The organism is Streptomyces hygroscopicus, assembly GCF_026168105.1.
Taxonomy (GTDB): Bacteria; Actinomycetota; Actinomycetes; order Streptomycetales; family Streptomycetaceae; genus Streptomyces; species Streptomyces hygroscopicus_D.
Genome location: NZ_LBMW01000086.1, coordinates 1 through 15622, shown reverse-complemented (window position 1 = coordinate 15622; position 15622 = coordinate 1). Strand labels below are relative to the sequence as shown.

The window sequence follows — 15622 nt, the reverse complement described above, 5'->3', positions numbered from 1 at the left end:
CGGGCGGCGGCGCTGAGCGCGCTGCGGAGCCTGCCCATGACGGTTGCGGCCATCAGTCCATGGCCGACCACGTCGCCGACCGCGACGGTGAAGCGGCCCGCGGGCAGGTCGACCGCGTCGTACCAGTCGCCGCACACGTTCAGTGATCCGGCCGCGGGCAGGTAGCGCACGGCGACGTTCTGGTGCTGGGCCAGGTCCGGGGTGTGGAGCATGGTTTCTTGCAGAGCGACGGCGATGCGCCGTTCACGGGCGTGCGCCTGTCGTTCCGGGTCACCGGCCCGGTCACCAGGGCCACATCGGCGTGCCGGGGCGAGGCCACCAGCCGTGCGCCGTACCGCTCGGCGTCGTAGACCGGGGTGCAGGCCGCGGCGATCTCGATCTCGCAGCCGTTGCAGGAGCCCGCGTCCACGCACCGCACCTGCACCGAACCGCCGAGCTCCCGCGCCTTGGCCGGCACGTCGCCCGCCGGGAGCGGCGGCGCCGGCTCGGCCACCCGGCCGGTGGTGCGGATCTTGCGCAACAGGCCCATGAGCCCCTCCCTGACACGATGAGGACATGTCCGCAGGTGACCAACGAGCCATCCCGCGACTGAAGTTACGGCGCTTCCCTGGTGCTACCTCGGTGGCGAATCCCCGCCAGGGCGGGAAGGCGGCCGTCCCCCAATGCCACAGAGCGCTGTCAACTCTCAGGAGACGGCCGCCGTATAAGGGCCGTCGCTACGACGGCGGCTTCCCCTCGCCCTGGGCGGCCTGCAGGTCGGCGAGGAGTTCGGCCTGCCCTGCCAGCACCCCGGACAAGATTGTGCGGGCGACCCGCAGCAGCTCGGCGACGTGCGGGCTGGTCAGCGAGTAGTACACGGTCGAGCCCTCCTTGCGGGTCTTGACCAGGTTGGCCCGCCGCAGCACGGCCAGCTGCTGCGAGAGGTGCGCGGACTCGATGCCGACTTCGGGCAGCATCTCCGCGACCGCGTGCTCGCGCTCGCTCAAAAGCTCCAGGACCCGGATGCGGGCCGGGTGGCCGAGGGTTTTGAAGAACTCGGCCTTGAGCTGGTACAGCGGCGTACTCACCTGGCCGTCCCTTCCCCGGTACAGCAGCACGGCCCCACCGGCCCTGCCTCGACGCATCCAATCCACCCACTCGTCAACAACATGCGGCCCATCCTCGCCTGCGGCACCGGCCGAGCCGAATCCGCACCGGGGACGAGAGCCTCCGATTTCCACAGTGATGACTTCAGGAATTTCTAAGATTAGCAATTCCTAAGGTCATGTGAGGGTGGTTCGCGTGAGGATCACGCCGCTGCACGGTTTCGGCGTCACTTGGCTCAAGTGCCCGGCCTGCCGCCTCAAGTGCCGTCCCACCGCCGTCGCCCCGGACGGCGCCTGCCCGCGCTGCGGTGAGCCCCGCCTGCTGAAACTGTCCCTCGGAGGCCGTCCCGATCAGCTGGCCCAGGACGGCGACCACCGCTGACCTGCGCACGACCAACCGACGGAGGAGGGCGGGGATGGGTGACTGGGGCGTCCAGTCCGGCGCCGGGTTCCGCTTCGGGTGGGGGCCTGCGGGCGCCAGCCGTCTCGCGTCGGGGGTCGCCGCCTGGTCGCCGTCGACGTGCTGTCGTTCACCACGGCGGTGAGCGTCGCCGTCGAGAAGGGGATCCGCATTCTGCCCTTCTGGTGGCCGGGCGGGTCGGCGAGCGAGGTCGAACGGCCCGGCGCTGCCAAAGCCGCCGCGGCATACGCCCGCCAGTCCGGCGCCCGGCTGGCCGCCCACCGTCACGCCGTCACTCCCGAAACCCCTTGGTCGCTCTCCCCGGCCCACCTGCGGGCCGCACCCTACGTGGCCCGCCTGGTGCTGCCCGCACCAAACGGTGCATCCATCGCGGCAGCCGCACCGCCCGGCGTGCGGGTGCTCGCCGCCTGCCTGCGCAACATCACCGCGGTCAGCAGCTGGCTCACCTCGCACGGCTAGGGCACCGCTGAACAACCGGTCGCCGTGATCGCCGCGGGTGAGGCCGGACGGGAGCCTGCGTCCGGCCCTGGAGGATCTGCTGGGCACCGGGGCCCTCGTCTGTGACCTGCACTCCCACGGTGCGGGACCCCTCTCCGCGCAGGCCGCCGCCGCGAAGGCGGCTTACGAAGGCACCGCCGACCTCGCCCGCGCGGTCGCTTCCAGCACCTCCGGCCGCCGGCTGGCCGCGATGGGATTCGTCGAGGCCGTGGCGATCGCCACCGAGGAGGACGCCTGCGCCCTCGTGCCCGTACGGGACGGCGACGGCGCCTTCGCGGCGGGGTAGCGGGGCAGGTCACGCGTCTGTCTGGTCTTCGGCCGGCCATCCGGTGGTGCGCCACTCGTGGCGGCCCCGGGTCTGTTGCCCGCGTTGTGCCCGGTGGGCGGCGAGGGCGGCGGCCAGGTCGGCGTGGACCGGGATGGGCGGGCAGTCTCCGGCAGGGACGAGGGACCCGTCCGCGGGAATCGCGGCCAGCTCCAGGCTGCGGCCCGCCTCGGCGAGACGGCGGGCGGCCTCGGTGATCGCCCGCTGTCCCTCGGCCGACCAGCTGCGCAGCCCGGTCAGGTCGACGACGACCGGGCCGGTGCCGCGGGCCAGCACCCAGCCGACCGCGCCGGTGAAGCGGTGCACCGCGTCCGGGCCCAGGTATCCGGCGACGGACAGGATGCCTAGGTTGTCCTCGACGGTGTAGCGCCAGTCGATGGTCATGGTGGGTGAACTTCCTTGCCGGGGTTGCCTGTCGGAGTCTGCTGTCCGGTTCACAGGGGGAGGGTGATCCAGATGCTCTTGCCCTGGCCGTCGGCATCCGCGCGGACGACCGCGGTGCCGCCCAGGCCGAGCACGAGCTCCATGACGGTGGCCAGGCCGCCCGTCCCGGTGCCGGTGTCCGATCCGTACAGCGGGGGCTGGTAGGGGTGGCGGTCGTGGACGGCGAAGGCCAGGCAGTCCGCACCCGCCGCGTAGATCACGGTGACCTGCGGGGAGAGAGCGGCGGCGTGCCGCACGCTGTTGGTGACCAGCTCACTGACGATCAGCAGGGCCGGGTCCACGGTGGGGTGGCGCAGACCGATCCCCCACTCCACCAGCGCCTGCTGGGCGGTCTCGCGGGCGAGACGGACGGCGGACGGTTCGGCGGGCACGGTGAGCACATGCCGGTAGGGCAGGGCTTGCAACTGCGTGGACATCACTCACGCCTCCGCGCGGGCCAGGCGGAAGCCGGTGACGGTCCTGGGGTGCAGGCGCAGCAGGGTGTCGTGCGGACCGTGCGTCCAGCCGGCCAGGGTGCGCCGGTAGTGCGCGGCCTCGTCGGGGTCCGTGATCACCTCGGCCGGTCCGCAGACGGTGACCGTCCAGCCAGTGCCGGGCAGAGGGCGGATCTCGTCCACGTGGTAGGTGGCCGTCGCGGGCACCGCCGCGGCCGGGACCGGCGTACGCACCACCAAACGGCCGTACTCCCACACGTGCCGGGCGGGCCGCCCCACGGTCACATCCCGCTGCGCGTAGACCAGCCGTCCCAGGCTGCTGCCTTCCAGCAGCCACAGGGACTCCGCGCCGGAGACCTCGACCATGCGCAGCATGGCGGGGGACGTACTCATCGCAGGGCCTCCTGGCTGGAGGCCCGGGAGTGCTGGGCGGGCACGGCGGGCAGGACTCCGGCGCACTCCAGGTGGCCGCGAGCCGCTCTGATCGCCTCGGGGGTGGTGTCGTAGGTCCCACCCTCGTGGCGCAGCAGGTCCAGCACGCCGATGGAGTCCAGGACCTGGCGCTGGCCGGGACGTATGCCGGAGGCCAGGACGAGGATGCCGCGCCGGGTCAGCTTCCGCACCGCGTCCTTGAGGACGAGGGCACCGGTGGCGTCCATCGTCGACACCCGCGACATCCGCAGGATCACCACGCGGACGTCGGCGACCTCGGTCAGCTCCAGCAGGAAGCGGTGCGCGGCGGCGAAGAACAACGGCCCGTCGATGCGGTAGGCCACGATGTGCTCGGCCAGCAAGGCGTGCTCCTCCACGCTGTGGTCGCCGCGGTCCAGGGGCACCTGCTCGAGGCGGGCTTGCCTGGCCACGGCGCGCAGGGCGAGGGCACCCGCCACGGCCAGGCCGATGATCACGGCGTAGACGAGGTCGAGGGCGAGGGTCGCCACGGCGGTCAGGACGAGGATGAGCGCGTCCGAGCGGGTTGCCCGGGCCATTGCCCGCAGCGAGCCGACCTCGACCATGCGGACGGCGGTGGCCAGCAGGACGCCGGCCAGGGCGGCGAGCGGGATCTTCGAGACGAGGGGCGCCGCCGCGAAGACGATCACCGCCAGGATCGCGGCGTGGGTGAGGGCGGCCAGCCGGGAGCTCGCGCCGGTGCGGACGTTGACCGCGGTGCGCGCGATCGCGCCGGTGGCGGGGACGCCGCCGAACAGCGGGGCGGCGATGTTGGCCAGCCCCTGGCCGAACAGCTCCCGGTCCGGGTCGTGCTTCTGGCCCACCGTCATGCCATCCGCGACCGACGCCGACAGCAGCGATTCCAGCGCCGCGAGGGCCGCGACCGCCACCGCGGGTGCCAGCAGGGTGCCCAGCGATCCGAGGTCGAGGAAGGACAACGACGGCACGGGCAGCCCGGACGGCAGGTCCCCGATCGGCTTCGCCGCCGCCAGGCCCACGACCTGCGCCACGGCCGTCGCGGCGATCACGGCGAGGATGGAGAACGGGATCGCCGGCCGCCACCGCGCACCGGCCAGCATGACCGCGGCCACCGCCACGGCGAAACCGACGGCGGTCCAGTTCGGGGCCTTCGCGAACTCCTCGAACGCCCGCCAGGTCACCACCAGCACCCGGTCGCCCTCCGGCCTGGGCACACCCAGAGCGTTCGGGATCTGCTGCAGCCCGATCACACAGGCGATGCCCAGCGTGAAGCCCTCCACCACCGGGGCGGGCACGTACTGCATGTACTTCCCGGCCCGCAGCGCCGCCAGCGCCACCAGCATCACGCCGGCCATCAGGCCGACGGTCAGGACGCCCGTCGGCCCGTACTCGCCGACGATCGGGGCGAGCACCACGGTCATCGCGCCCGTCGGCCCCGACACCTGCAGATTCGATCCGCCAAAGACCGCGGCGAGCGCGCCCGCGACGACCGCGGTCGCCAGGCCCGCCTCCGCGCCGAGCCCGGAGGAGACGCCGAAGCCCAGGGCAAGCGGCAGCGCCACGATGGCGACGGTCAGGCCGGCGAGCAGGTCCCGGCGGGGGGCGCGGCGGATCTGGTCCAGATCCGTGCGGGCGGGCAGCAGTGAAGCGATCCGGGCCCAGACCCGGCTGATCTGCGAGGTCATCGCGCTGCGACCTCGGCTTCCCGCAGCTCGGCCAGCAGCTCCTTCCGCCCTGACAGCATCTCGGTGAGGATCCGGCGCGCGGCCCTCATCAGGTCCGCCACGTCCCCGCCGGCCAGCTCGTAGACGACAGTCGAGCCCTCCCGGGCCGCGGTCACGATCCCGGAGCGACGCAGCACCGCCAGCTGCTGCGACAGGGCCGAGGGCTCCACCTCGATGACCGTGAGCAGGTCCCGCACCGGCATCGGCCCGTCCTGCAGCAGCTCCAGCACCCTTATCCGCACGGGATGCCCCAGCATGCGGAAGAACTCGGCCTTGGCCTGATACAGCGGAACGGGCACAACCCCTCAGCTTCCCCTACACGCCCCACACCAGGGGCGGACGCGAAGGCTGTGCCCGCGGCTATCTGCGAGCACAGCCAACACAGCATCTAACCAATTGCGAAATTTTGCAATTCAGCATCCGACTGCAGCCCGGCGGCCCCACCAGGAGGGGGTGCCGGTCGCGGGGTCAGGCTTTCTTGACCACGCTCGACTTGAGCTGCATCGCCCCGAAACCGTCGACCTTGCAGTCGATGTCGTGGCCGTCGACCCCGTCGACCAGCCGGATGTTGCGCACCTTGGTCCCGGCCTTGATCCCCGAGGGGCTGCCCTTGACCTTGAGCGCCTTGACGACCACCACGGTGTCGCCGTCCTGCAGCACATTGCCGACGGCGTCCTTGACGACGCGCTCACGCGCGGCATCGCCGCCCTCGGCACCGCTCTCGGCGGGAACCCATTCGTGGCCGCACTCCGGGCACACCACCAGGGCATTCATCTCGTAGGTGTACTCACATGAGCACTTCGGACAGGGAGGAAAATTCTCTATCACCTACTCAGAGTAACCGTCCTCAGCTCCCGCCCCGGACGGACCAGGACGGCTGCCATGCTCCGGCGGGGATGTCATAGGCGGCTGCCAGGCTGACGGCATGACTCGGTGGAACCTGCTTGATCTCGACACGGCTCTGCGCGCCAGCTGGGCCGCGGATACCTGCTCACCCGACGACCGGGCCGACTGGCACCCGGCCAACCCGGCTTGCGGGCACTGTGACATCACAACCTTGATCGTCAACGACATCTTCGGCGGTGATCTCATGCTCGGCGAGTTACACCTCCATGGGACCCAGCACGGCTTTCACTGGTGGAACCGGCTGCCCAGCGGCATCGAACTCGACCTGACGAACGAGCAGTTCCAACACGGCCAGACCGTCACCTCCGCCCGTGTCGTCGTGCGTCCACCAGGCCCACTGCCCCGCCGCTGGGAGGAGTACCTCCTCCTGCGTGACCGCGTCATCAGACACCTGGGCCATCTACCAGCGCCCAAATGACATCCGTCAACTCCAGCCGGACCGCACACGGATGCTGTGGCGTCAGCGCCGGGACATGTAGAGATCCAGAGCCTTGTGCACGACTTTGTTGAGCGGATAGTCCCACTCGCCGAGGTATTCGACGGCCTGGCCGCCAGTGCCGGCCTTTAAACCCAGCAGTCCCAGCAGGTGGTTGCCCTTGTCCAGAGTGTCGGTGATGCCGCGGAAGTCGTAGACGCTCGCGCCGAGCTCGTAGGCGTCACACATCATCCGCCACTGGATGGCATTGTTCGGCTGGACCTCGCGCCTGCGGCTGGTGGAGACGCCGTAGGAGTACCAGACGCGCTCGCCGACAGTCAGCATGGTGGCGGCCGCGAGGATCCTCCCTCGTGATGGGCGAGCTAGGGGCGCATGCGGTTCTCGTCCTCGGCCCGCAGCACGGTGTCCGCTGGAAGTAGGCCAGCGGGCGAGGGATGAACCGGTCCCGCTCAGCCGTCTCGACGTAGAGACCGTAGAAGGCGGTCAGGCAGGACGGCTTCGCCGTGCTGGCGAAACAGTGGAGAGTCGAGCGGGCAATCTCGTGAATCATGAGCCAGGAGAAATGTGCGGGACTACGAGCGGCTCATTTCCCACAGCGAGGCCCACCACGCTTTCATCCCCGTCGGTGCATGCTGGCTCAACCTGCAGGAAGGCCGGTGGCGCATCTTCCGCAAAGCCGCCCTCGCCGGCCGGTCATTCGCCAACCGCGACGACATTGCATACGCCACCACCCTGGCAACCAACCAACTCAACTCCCGTGCGACCCTGGATTTGCGGCAGACTCGCACCACCAACACGCTCCCACGGCGCCGATATGTGTACACCGTTTGACGAACCCAGCATTAGCTAACGCTTGACACGGTTGCGGACGGCGAGAAGAACGAGGAGGAGCAGGATGGGTTCGAAGATTCGAGACGCCATTTCGATGTAGGCGCCGACCGGGGTGAGATTCTGCCCTGCCGTTCGAAAGATCACGGAATTCATGACGACTCGAATCGCCCTGTCAGCCCGCGGGAGCGTCATGAGCTGGCCGTTGATCGTGACGTCGGGACTGTTCGTGCTCAGGGTGAGGGTGTGACCGGCAAGTGTGCCGGTGGCGCTGGGCAGGGGCGCGCGGGCGGGCAGGCCCCACGCCATGAGAGCCAGCGCGGTGACGGCCATGGCGCCCACGAGCCATAGCAGCGCCCGCAATACGCGCAGACCGTAGCCGGACACCAGCCAGTAGGCCCACAGCAGGCCACGTTCGCTGGTCGGAGTCCCGGTGCGGTCGTGGCGCCGCATCTCCATCTCGCCGTAGTAGAAGTCCGCGGCGCCGGGTTCGTTTTTACTGTCCTCGAACGCCTTGCGCAGCTGCCGGTAGGTCGCGGCCAGGCTCTCCGGCCCAGGGGCGCAGCCGGGACTGTCCTGCTGTGAGGGGGTGTACCAGCCGCCCGGCGGGTCGGGGTTGCTGACTCCGCTCTGCTGTGCGCGCTGTGCGCGCCAATGATGCTCTTCCGCCAGGGTGCGCCGAGGGCTCCACCGATAAGGCCAGATCTTACTGCGTCGGTGGAAGCCGGTCGGGGGCCGAGCGAAGCGGCATCGGCCCTCCAAACGGAGTTGGTCCAAGTGGAAGGCACCGGAGAAGAGGCACGACGTCAGGTCCGTGTCGGCAAGAACCAGGTGAGCGGCATCCACCCCCCGTACAGACCCCACACGCACATCTGGGACAAGGGGGGTTGGCATGCTCTCGTAGCAATCGGGGCGGCCGGGATCGCCCGGATTGGAAGGGGCTGGCGGAGCTGTGACGGACAGGGGACCGGACAGCACCGCGTCGCTCAGATTCAAGGTTGCGTAGTGCAGACGCAGGGCCGCCGTTGACTCCCATCGCGTCCGTACGCAACTCACCTCACGTGCAGCGAGCTGGAGCGTTACCGGTGCCTCGAATACTGCCTCGGACAGATCAATCTTCCCTTGGCACGCCATCGGTCCGCACAGTTGCGCGACTTTGAACCTCGCGCCCGAGAATGAGACACCGCCAGTAAACTTCGTCTCTTGGAACCAGGCGCCCCCTGTGAACACGGCCCCGTTGAACCAGGCGTGGACGGAACTCATCCATTCAGGTGGGAGATCTGGGTCTTGAGTGAACGTCGCATTCCAAAATGAGGCACCGCAGTTGAACGTTGTGTCCGCGAATGAGGTCGCATCGCTGAACCACACATTCATGAACGAGGCTACACCATTGAACGTCGCTCCAAGGAATACTGCAGATGGCCCGTTGAGGAGTTGGGGGTCGCGGTAGAACTCCGCACAGTCGAAGTCGGCCTTGCCGTTGAACATCGTATTCGCGAATGAGGTTCCGCCGGTGAACTTCACATTCACGAATGAGGCGTTGTCGTTAAATGTCACGCCGTCGAATGAAGCCGCGCCATGGAATGAGGGCGCGCGAGCCTCACCGGCGAACTCCGTGTCCCGGAAGTCGGCGCTGCTGTTGAATGTTGCGCCCGCGAACGAGGCGCCGTCGGTGAACGACGCGCCTTCGAATGATGCTCTGCCCAGTTGGGGATCTCCAGTGATGGGGGGCTCCCGAAGGGCGTCGAGGAGGCTGGAGAGGACGCGTTCGGTGAAGGGAGTGCCACGGTGGTCGATGTCGGCGCCAGGGCGCAGTCTGTGGAGGTAGGCGATGCGATCGGCATCGCGCACGTGAGCGAGGCAAGCTGCGTTTCCGGGTACCAGAATGCCGGGGCAGCCGGCCGGGTCCGTCGCGGGGTCGGCATCCCGCCCGCAGTGCTGCCAGGGGAATGCCGCTGGCAGCAGGTCGGGGTAGATCCCTTTCACTGCGTGGACCGTCGTGAGCTCGTCATGGAGCACATCTTGGCTTGGAGGAGGGACTGCCGACGCCCGGTCGGTGGCCTGACACGCTGATCCACTCTCCCGGACGAGTCGTGGAGAACGACGCAACCCCAACGCAACAGTTCAGTAGACGATTCAGCCGGCGCGGTCGACCGTTCAGTCCGCAGGTCAGAGCCCGCGCGAACGATGGCCGGTGCCGCCGGAGGGACGGCGCAGACGAATGGTCCACACGATGCGGTCAGGCAGCGTGCCCAGGGAGCTTCGGGAGTGGTAGGCGGCATCGGCGACGATGCGAATGCGCAAGGCGGGAAAGGAGGCGGCCAGTTGGCCTTGGATCTCCCAGCCTGTTGAGGCCGCGACCTCGATGCCGAGCGCCGCGAGCTCACCGTGGTTCCGCCGGTAGCCCCACGAGGAATTCTCACGGGCCAGGCGTAGGACCAGGGCTCGGGTCGACCGGATCGTCGGCGGGCGTCGCGGTTTTTGGCAACGCAGTTCGCAGCGTGGCGTCGCCTGAGCAAGTCGCTGTGCCAGCGAGGGATCGTGTCGGGGTGTACCAGGAGCGGGAAGCGCCGCAGTTTCTCCATCGGGACGTGGTGGAACAGGCTGGCGAGGAATGCGCGGTCGGTGTCGGTGAAAGCGGGCTTCCCGACCTGACGTCGAAGGACGAGCAGTTGGTGCCTGGGCGCCAGAATCTCGCTGTCCTTCTCGCGGTCGCTCATCGGCAGCAGGCGCAGACGTGCGAAGGCGTTCGATCTCAATCGCGTACCGAATCGTCCCGTACAAGGCAGCTCCGGCTATCCTCGCGATCAATCAGCCCTGTGACACGCCCCGGGAACTCAATGTCAGACCACGACCGCGTAGCGTTGGACGGCCCGCAGGTGGAACCGTCTGTTCCGGAGGTGTCGCAGGAGGGCAGCCTCGGGCGGGTGGGGCCGTACACCCTGGTGAAATGGCTCGGCAGTGGCGGGATGGGCCGGGTATTCCTCGGGCGGGAGGTGAGCGGGGCGGGGAGGCTGGTCGCCGTCAAGGTGATCCGGCCGGAATTTGCCGGGGACGCGCAGTTCCGGAAGCGGTTCGAGCGGGAGGTCGCCGCGCTGGCACGGGTCCAGGGACCGTACCTGGCGCGGCTGATGGGCAGCGGCCTCGACGGGGACCAGGTGTGGATGGCCACCGAGTACATCCCCGCGCCCAGCCTGTCCGAAGCGGTCAAAGAGCATGGACCGCTCGACGCGGCGGTGGCCTGGCGACTGACGGCTGACCTGGTCCAGGCGATCCAGGCGATGGCCCGGGCCGGGATCGTGCACCGGGACCTCAAGCCGTCCAACGTGCTCCTGGCGCCCGATGGCGCCCGCGTGATCGACTTCGGCGTCGCCCAGGCCGCGGACACCAGCTCCATCACCACGACAGGCCAATACGTGGGTACCGCCACGTACATGTCGCCGGAGCAGACCCGCGGCAAGCCGGTGACCACGGCGTCCGACGTCTTCTCGCTGGGCTGCACACTCGCATACGCGGTGGCCGGACGGGCTCCCTTCGGCAACGGCCCCGCCGTCGAGGTCATGCACCGGGTCGCATACGAGCCGCCCGAGAATGACATCCTTGCCGCCGTGGGCGCGGCCGACCCGGACCTGGCCATGCTCATCACGGACTGCCTGGCAAAGGAGCCGGAGGAGCGTCCGAGTCCCGATGCGCTGTTCGCGACGGCCATAGCCCACCAGATGCCCGGCACCGGCCCTGGCCCCGGCCGTGACCGCGCACCGGTCGGTCCGCCCGAGCCCGAGCCGCCGCTCGCAGTAGCGGATCCGGCGTCCGAACCAGCCGCACCGTCCGCCGGCAAGCATCGGGTCCGGCTGACGGGCGCCGCCATCGTAACGGCGTTCGCGGTCGCCGGGGGCGTCGTGGCGCTACAGGGTAGGGACGACGGCCAGGCGCCGACCGGGGTTGCGCAGGGCTCCGGAGTCGGCGTCAGTGCCGCCGCACCGTCGGGTACGCCGAGCGATGCCCACTCCGCCTTTGCGGCCAGCGGTCCCAAGGTAGGCGGCACGAGGAGGAGCGGAAAGGGCGGCAGTTCCGCGGCAGGCTCCAAGACGTCGACGTCTGGCCAACGCGCTGGAATCGTGAACGCCGCGGGCGCGAGCAACCGAACGACAGCCGCGGCGGCGCCTCCCGGCCAGCTGATCATCGGTTTCGCCTCCAACCGTTGCATCGATGTGACTGGTAACACCTCCGCAGACGGCACGCCGCTGCAGATCTGGGACTGCGGAGAGGCGGCGAATCAGCGCTGGCAGTTCTATCCCGACGGGACGCTACGGTCCATGGGCAAGTGCATGGACGTAGCCTGGGGCTCGACGGCGAACGGCGCGGCCATACAGCTCGCCAACTGCAGTGGAAACCCTGCGCAGCAGTTCCGTCTGAATGCGGCGAGCGACCTGGTGAACCCGCAGGCCGACAAGTGCGTGGACGTGAAGGACCAGGCCACCGGCATCGGCGCCGGGCTGCAGCTGTGGGACTGCGCCGGCACCGCGAGCCAGAAATGGAAGACGGGCTGACGCGGTTCCGGACCGTACCCCGGCCGGTGTGACCGCGCGCTCGCTCGCGAGCAAACGGACACAGACTTGCTGGTCATTCCGAACATGCGGCGCCCGCACAGTCCTGCGCTTGCCGAATACCTCATCCAAGCTGGTCAGTCCACATGTGTGTACTCGTGGAGGGTGCCACCGAGTCGCGTGCGTCTACGTATGTCGAGGCGGAAGGCGCCGAAGGTTCTGGTGGAGTTGTGTCGGATGGTGGAGCTGAGCTGGGACGGCTGGCTGGTCCCGCAGATCGCCGACGAACTGAGGTGCAGTCAGAAGACGGTGCACCGCTGGCTGCACCGCTTCAACCGCTCGGGGCTTGAGGGCCTGGAGGACCTGGGCGGGCAGGGCCGCAAAAAAATCGAAGGATCACCGAGGCCGAACCCTCTCGGATCATCGCGATGGTCAAGCAGATCCCGCCCGGCCGGCTTGAGGTGCAGCCGCCGAACGAGATGTGGGCCGCGGACGAGTCGGGGCCCTCGGAGTGGACCTTGGACACACTGGTTACCGCGGCCCGGGAGCTGGGCATCGAGGTCAGCCGCTCCCAGGTGCGCCGGATCCCCGAGGGCGTGCGCTGGCGACGCACGCGCTCGTGGACGCGCTCGAGAGACGCGGACTTCGAGGGAAAGGGACAGGGATCGTCGAGCTCTGCACCAGCCCGCCCGTCGGCGCGACGGTCGTCTGCGCCGACGAGCTCGGCCCGGTGATCCCCCGCACCTTGCCGTCTGCACCGGGCTGGTCACCGGACGGACAGGCAATGGCTGCCGCTGCGCAGCGGCACGCCCAGCGGCAGCTGGTTCCCCTGACCGGTGACGAGCTGCGCCCGTTCCACCCCCGGCATCAGGAGATCCTGGACTACGAGCCATGTTTCCGCAGGCCACGGGTCAGGCGTCAGGCGCCTGGGTGCGGATGAGCATCGAGTACGCGCGCGGCCATCGCTACAGCCTGATGCTGGAGGGCGTCTTCCGTGATCCCGCGATGACGCTGGCCGCGGCGCGGGTGTTCGCCATGCTCGGCATCTCGGTCGAACACGTCGTAGACCTCCGCGAGGTGGGCCTGGATCTCCCTGGTCGTGAGCCCCTTCGCGTAATGGTCTCTGAGAAGCCGTCGACGCGTTGGGTTGCTTGGACACGATCTTCGGGGTGAAGCTGCCGGCCCGGTCGCCGGGGATGTCGATGGTCACCGGTCCGACCTGTGAGAGCACGGTCTCGCGGCTGGCGCCGTTGCGATGGCTGCCCGACGCCGCGCCGGCCCGATCGCCTTTCTCGTAGCCCAGGTGCTCGGCCATCTCGGCCTCCAACGCACCCTCCGGGACCAGTTTCACGAGTCCCGTCAGCAGCCCGTTCTCACCGACCAGTTGGAGCCCGTCAAGCCGGGCCCGCTCGATCAGATTCTCGGCCAGCTCACGGTCCTGCTCAACTGCTGCTCGTGCCAACTCGGCACCGTCTGTACCTGGTGCTCGGTATCGTGGAGGCCCGGCTCGCTGGTGGTGCCCATCTGTGATCCTTCCCGGCAGAGAGCTCATCTCATGCCAACTTGGGTCACACCGGGCCACACACGAAGTTCAGGACAGTCCCGACCTACCCAACATCACGAGCAGAGTCACGGTGTTGCGCTCGGCGGGATCCCAGCTGCGCGGCGGGTACTGAGCTGTGGTGCGATAGGGATTTCGCCGGCTGGTACCCACGCGACGGACGCCCCGGCATCTCGCCGGCCCAACTGGCCACCGTGTGAGTACTGCAGTTCCTGCTCGGTCTGTCGGACCGGCAGGCGGCCAAGGCAGTGCGCTGCCGCATCGATTTCAAGTACGCCATGGCCCTGGAGCTGGACGATCCCGGCTTCCACCACAGCATCCTGGCCGACTTCCGCGAGCGCCTCGCCCAGGACGACCGCGCCGACCGACTTCTCGATCTGGCGCTCGCCCACCTGAAGGAAGCCCGCCTCGTGCGCGAGCGCACCACGCAGCGCACCGACTCCACCCACGTCCTGGCCGCAGTGCGTGATCTGACCCGGCTGGAACTGGTCACCGAGGCCGTCCGCGCCGTCCTGGAGGAGGTGGCCCGCACCGCTGATCCCTGCTGACCGGCCTGGTCGACGAGGACTGGGCCGCTACAGCCGTCCGGTCCGTCTGGGCAAGAACCCCACCCGCCCCAAGACCAGGATCCTCGCCGCCGGCGACGACGCATGCCGACCGTTACTGGCCTTGCTGGCGTGATGTCGCTGGGGTCGACAAGCTGTGGTTGTCGCAGTAGGCCGGTCACATGAGGTATCCGCAAGGGGGCGGGCTGACCGCGGAGCGACGGGGGTTTCGCGAGCACATCCGGATGCAGGCGGCCGAGTTGTTCGCCCTGGGACACGACAATGCCGCCATCGCCAAGCAGTTACGTGTCAGCGTGCGATCGGTACAGCGCTGGCACCAGGCGTGGGCGCACGGCGGAACACCCGCCCTGGAGTCGAAGGGGCCGGCATCCAGGCCCAAGCTGGGTGAGGCCCTGTTCGAGGCACTCGAGCAGGAGCTGGCCAAAGGGCCGGTAGCGCGCGGCTGGCCGGACCAAACCTGGACGCTGGCGCGGATCAAGACGCTGATCGGGCGCCGGTTCCCCCCACGGCGCGCTATGTCCGCCATGGGCACATCATCAGCTGGAAGGGGTTCGCCGCGCATGTCACCGAGACGTGTGCCTCCGGCAGCGTGAACGTGATCACGGACGTGGCCACTACCTCGGCCGCCACGAACGACGCCCAGGCCCTGCCAGGCATCCACACCCGCCTGGCCCGTCGCGGACTGCTGCCCGCCGAGCACTTGGTCGACGGCGGCTACACCTCCCTGGTCCACCTGGAACGAGCCGCCCGCGAACACCAGATCACCGTCAGCGGCCCACTGCCGGCCAACCCCACCCGCCAGCACCGCAAAAACGAAGGCTTCGATCGGGGCGACTTCCACATCGACTTCGACCGCCGCCAGGTCACCTGCCCCCAGGGCCAGGTCAGCGCGGGCTGGCACGGTCCCTACCCGACCTCCTCGCCCACCGCCGCACCGCTGATCGTGGCCCGGTTCACCAAGAGCCAGTGCCGCCCCTGCCCGGCCCGCACCCGCTGCACCACCACCGCCGACAGCGCCCGGACCGTGGGCTCTCCCCCACGAGAACTCCGCGACCTGCAACTCCGCGTCCGCGCCGAGCAGCAGACCCCCGACTGGAAGACCCGCTACGCGGTCCGCTCCGGAGTCGAGGGCACCATCAACGAGTTCGCCCACGGACACGGCATGCGCCACTGCCGATACCGAGGACACCCGAAAGCCCACCTGCAACACGTCCTCACGGCCATCGCCGTGAACATCGAACACCTCAGCAGCCAGCCAGACACCGAGGATGCCTCCTCACCAAGACCGCCGACCGCCTTCCAGACCTTCCTGGACCAGAACGAGATCCCCCGGTCGAAGTCCTGGCGAACCCTCGGCAGCTGAGCCCGACCATCCAAGATCCCCGACTGTGAGGATGGGGCGGCACCGCTCGAGGGTC

The 15622-nt window shown here is 69.1% G+C and carries 18 protein-coding genes and 6 pseudogenes; 10 read left to right on the top strand and 14 right to left on the bottom strand.

The window, feature by feature from the left end; all coding sequences use genetic code 11:
* The 3 genes and pseudogenes from AAW14_RS37925 to AAW14_RS37915 form a co-directional block, all read right to left on the bottom strand.
* Nucleotides 1-263, bottom strand: a pseudogene (locus AAW14_RS37925) (PP2C family protein-serine/threonine phosphatase); the annotation flags it as partial.
* Nucleotides 264-316: 53 nt separating this feature from the next.
* Nucleotides 317-529: pseudogene (locus tag AAW14_RS39960) on the bottom strand (oxidoreductase); the annotation flags it as partial.
* Between the two features lie 187 nt (nt 530-716).
* Complete coding sequence (locus AAW14_RS37915; RefSeq protein ID WP_322741167.1) at nt 717-1067, bottom strand: metalloregulator ArsR/SmtB family transcription factor; 351 nt, start codon at nt 1065-1067, stop codon at nt 717-719.
* A gap of 214 nt (nt 1068-1281) precedes the next feature.
* On the opposite strand from AAW14_RS37915, the gene AAW14_RS37910 reads away from it, so the two are divergent.
* From AAW14_RS37910 to AAW14_RS37900, 3 genes are all read left to right on the top strand, one after another.
* Nucleotides 1282-1467, top strand: a complete 186-nt coding sequence (locus AAW14_RS37910) for a hypothetical protein (protein ID WP_265569020.1) — start codon at nt 1282-1284, stop codon at nt 1465-1467.
* 138 nt (nt 1468-1605) lie between these two features.
* Nucleotides 1606-1965, top strand: coding sequence for a hypothetical protein (locus tag AAW14_RS37905; RefSeq protein ID WP_265569018.1), 360 nt, complete (start codon nt 1606-1608; stop codon nt 1963-1965).
* Nucleotides 1966-2002: 37 nt separating this feature from the next.
* Nucleotides 2003-2290 (top strand): 2-phosphosulfolactate phosphatase, encoded by a 288-nt coding sequence (locus tag AAW14_RS37900; RefSeq protein ID WP_265569017.1) that lies wholly within the window; start codon nt 2003-2005, stop codon nt 2288-2290.
* A 9-nt stretch (nt 2291-2299) separates the two neighbouring features.
* Here AAW14_RS37900 and AAW14_RS37895 read toward each other — a convergent pair whose 3' ends face one another.
* The 6 genes from AAW14_RS37895 to AAW14_RS37870 all read right to left on the bottom strand — a co-directional run bounded on the left by AAW14_RS37895 (nt 2300) and on the right by AAW14_RS37870 (nt 6188).
* Nucleotides 2300-2713, bottom strand: a complete 414-nt coding sequence (locus tag AAW14_RS37895) for an STAS domain-containing protein (RefSeq protein ID WP_265569016.1) — start codon at nt 2711-2713, stop codon at nt 2300-2302.
* A gap of 50 nt (nt 2714-2763) precedes the next feature.
* Nucleotides 2764-3189 (bottom strand): ATP-binding protein, encoded by a 426-nt coding sequence (locus tag AAW14_RS37890; protein WP_265569015.1) that lies wholly within the window; start codon nt 3187-3189, stop codon nt 2764-2766.
* A 3-nt stretch (nt 3190-3192) separates the two neighbouring features.
* Nucleotides 3193-3600, bottom strand: a complete 408-nt coding sequence (locus AAW14_RS37885) for a pyridoxamine 5'-phosphate oxidase family protein (RefSeq protein ID WP_265569014.1) — start codon at nt 3598-3600, stop codon at nt 3193-3195.
* Entirely contained in the window at nt 3597-5321 is a 1725-nt protein-coding gene (locus tag AAW14_RS37880; RefSeq protein ID WP_265569012.1) for a SulP family inorganic anion transporter, read from the bottom strand. Before AAW14_RS37880 ends, AAW14_RS37885 begins: the two co-directional genes overlap by 4 nt.
* Entirely contained in the window at nt 5318-5659 is a 342-nt protein-coding gene (locus tag AAW14_RS37875; protein ID WP_265569011.1) for an ArsR/SmtB family transcription factor, read from the bottom strand. The genes AAW14_RS37880 and AAW14_RS37875 overlap by 4 nt, the downstream gene beginning before the upstream one ends.
* 169 nt (nt 5660-5828) lie before the next feature.
* Nucleotides 5829-6188, bottom strand: coding sequence for a zinc ribbon domain-containing protein YjdM (locus AAW14_RS37870; RefSeq protein WP_322741166.1), 360 nt, complete (start codon nt 6186-6188; stop codon nt 5829-5831).
* A 97-nt stretch (nt 6189-6285) separates the two neighbouring features.
* Here AAW14_RS37870 and AAW14_RS37865 point away from each other — a divergent pair, with 97 nt between their 5' ends.
* A complete protein-coding gene (locus AAW14_RS37865) occupies nt 6286-6684 on the top strand; it encodes a hypothetical protein (protein ID WP_265569010.1) in 399 nt (132 codons plus the stop codon).
* Between the two features lie 42 nt (nt 6685-6726).
* On the opposite strand, the pseudogene AAW14_RS37860 reads toward AAW14_RS37865, so the two are convergent.
* Nucleotides 6727-7189: pseudogene (locus AAW14_RS37860) on the bottom strand (lipid II:glycine glycyltransferase FemX); the annotation flags it as partial.
* A 77-nt stretch (nt 7190-7266) separates the two neighbouring features.
* Between AAW14_RS37860 and AAW14_RS37855 the strand changes: the two are divergent.
* Nucleotides 7267-7533 (top strand): hypothetical protein, encoded by a 267-nt coding sequence (locus AAW14_RS37855; protein ID WP_265569009.1) that lies wholly within the window; start codon nt 7267-7269, stop codon nt 7531-7533.
* A gap of 15 nt (nt 7534-7548) precedes the next feature.
* On the opposite strand, the gene AAW14_RS37850 is transcribed toward AAW14_RS37855, so the two are convergent.
* The 3 genes and pseudogenes from AAW14_RS37850 to AAW14_RS37840 form a co-directional block, all read right to left on the bottom strand.
* Nucleotides 7549-9516 (bottom strand): pentapeptide repeat-containing protein, encoded by a 1968-nt coding sequence (locus tag AAW14_RS37850; RefSeq protein WP_265569008.1) that lies wholly within the window; start codon nt 9514-9516, stop codon nt 7549-7551.
* 183 nt (nt 9517-9699) lie between these two features.
* The gene (locus tag AAW14_RS37845; RefSeq protein WP_265569024.1) at nt 9700-9834 is read right to left on the bottom strand and encodes a hypothetical protein; all 135 of its coding nucleotides are present in this window, start codon (nt 9832-9834) and stop codon (nt 9700-9702) included.
* Between the two features lie 30 nt (nt 9835-9864).
* Nucleotides 9865-10250, bottom strand: a pseudogene (locus AAW14_RS37840) (integrase); the annotation flags it as partial.
* Between the two features lie 120 nt (nt 10251-10370).
* On the opposite strand from AAW14_RS37840, the gene AAW14_RS37835 reads away from it, so the two are divergent.
* Both AAW14_RS37835 and AAW14_RS39590 read left to right on the top strand, forming a co-directional pair.
* Nucleotides 10371-12080, top strand: a complete 1710-nt coding sequence (locus AAW14_RS37835) for a serine/threonine protein kinase (protein WP_265569006.1) — start codon at nt 10371-10373, stop codon at nt 12078-12080.
* Between the two features lie 84 nt (nt 12081-12164).
* Nucleotides 12165-12401: pseudogene (locus AAW14_RS39590) on the top strand (helix-turn-helix domain-containing protein); the annotation flags it as partial.
* Between the two features lie 732 nt (nt 12402-13133).
* On the opposite strand, the pseudogene AAW14_RS39955 reads toward AAW14_RS39590, so the two are convergent.
* Nucleotides 13134-13601, bottom strand: a pseudogene (locus AAW14_RS39955) (transposase); the annotation flags it as partial.
* Between the two features lie 285 nt (nt 13602-13886).
* Here AAW14_RS39955 and AAW14_RS37820 point away from each other — a divergent pair.
* The 3 genes from AAW14_RS37820 to AAW14_RS37810 all read left to right on the top strand — a co-directional run bounded on the left by AAW14_RS37820 (nt 13887) and on the right by AAW14_RS37810 (nt 15567).
* Nucleotides 13887-14186: a transposase gene (locus AAW14_RS37820; protein ID WP_265569004.1), complete on the top strand. Its 300-nt coding sequence runs from the start codon at nt 13887-13889 to the stop codon at nt 14184-14186.
* A gap of 179 nt (nt 14187-14365) precedes the next feature.
* Nucleotides 14366-14797: a helix-turn-helix domain-containing protein gene (locus AAW14_RS37815; RefSeq protein WP_322741165.1), complete on the top strand. Its 432-nt coding sequence runs from the start codon at nt 14366-14368 to the stop codon at nt 14795-14797.
* Nucleotides 14794-15567 carry a transposase gene (locus AAW14_RS37810; protein ID WP_416223437.1) on the top strand — a complete coding sequence of 258 codons (774 nt, stop codon included), beginning with the start codon at nt 14794-14796 and terminating at the stop codon, nt 15565-15567. The genes AAW14_RS37815 and AAW14_RS37810 overlap by 4 nt, the downstream gene beginning before the upstream one ends.
* Nucleotides 15568-15622: the final 55 nt, after the last annotated feature.

Coding starts and splice junctions, on each gene's coding strand:
- AAW14_RS37895 (WP_265569016.1), bottom strand. CDS start 2,713: ATGACCATCGACTGGCGCTACACCGTCGAGGACAACCTAGGCATCCTG.
- AAW14_RS37890 (WP_265569015.1), bottom strand. CDS start 3,189: ATGTCCACGCAGTTGCAAGCCCTGCCCTACCGGCATGTGCTCACCGTG.
- AAW14_RS37885 (WP_265569014.1), bottom strand. CDS start 3,600: ATGAGTACGTCCCCCGCCATGCTGCGCATGGTCGAGGTCTCCGGCGCG.
- AAW14_RS37880 (WP_265569012.1), bottom strand. CDS start 5,321: ATGACCTCGCAGATCAGCCGGGTCTGGGCCCGGATCGCTTCACTGCTG.
- AAW14_RS37865 (WP_265569010.1), top strand. CDS start 6,286: ATGACTCGGTGGAACCTGCTTGATCTCGACACGGCTCTGCGCGCCAGC.
- AAW14_RS37835 (WP_265569006.1), top strand. CDS start 10,371: ATGTCAGACCACGACCGCGTAGCGTTGGACGGCCCGCAGGTGGAACCG.
- AAW14_RS37815 (WP_322741165.1), top strand. CDS start 14,366: ATGAGGTATCCGCAAGGGGGCGGGCTGACCGCGGAGCGACGGGGGTTT.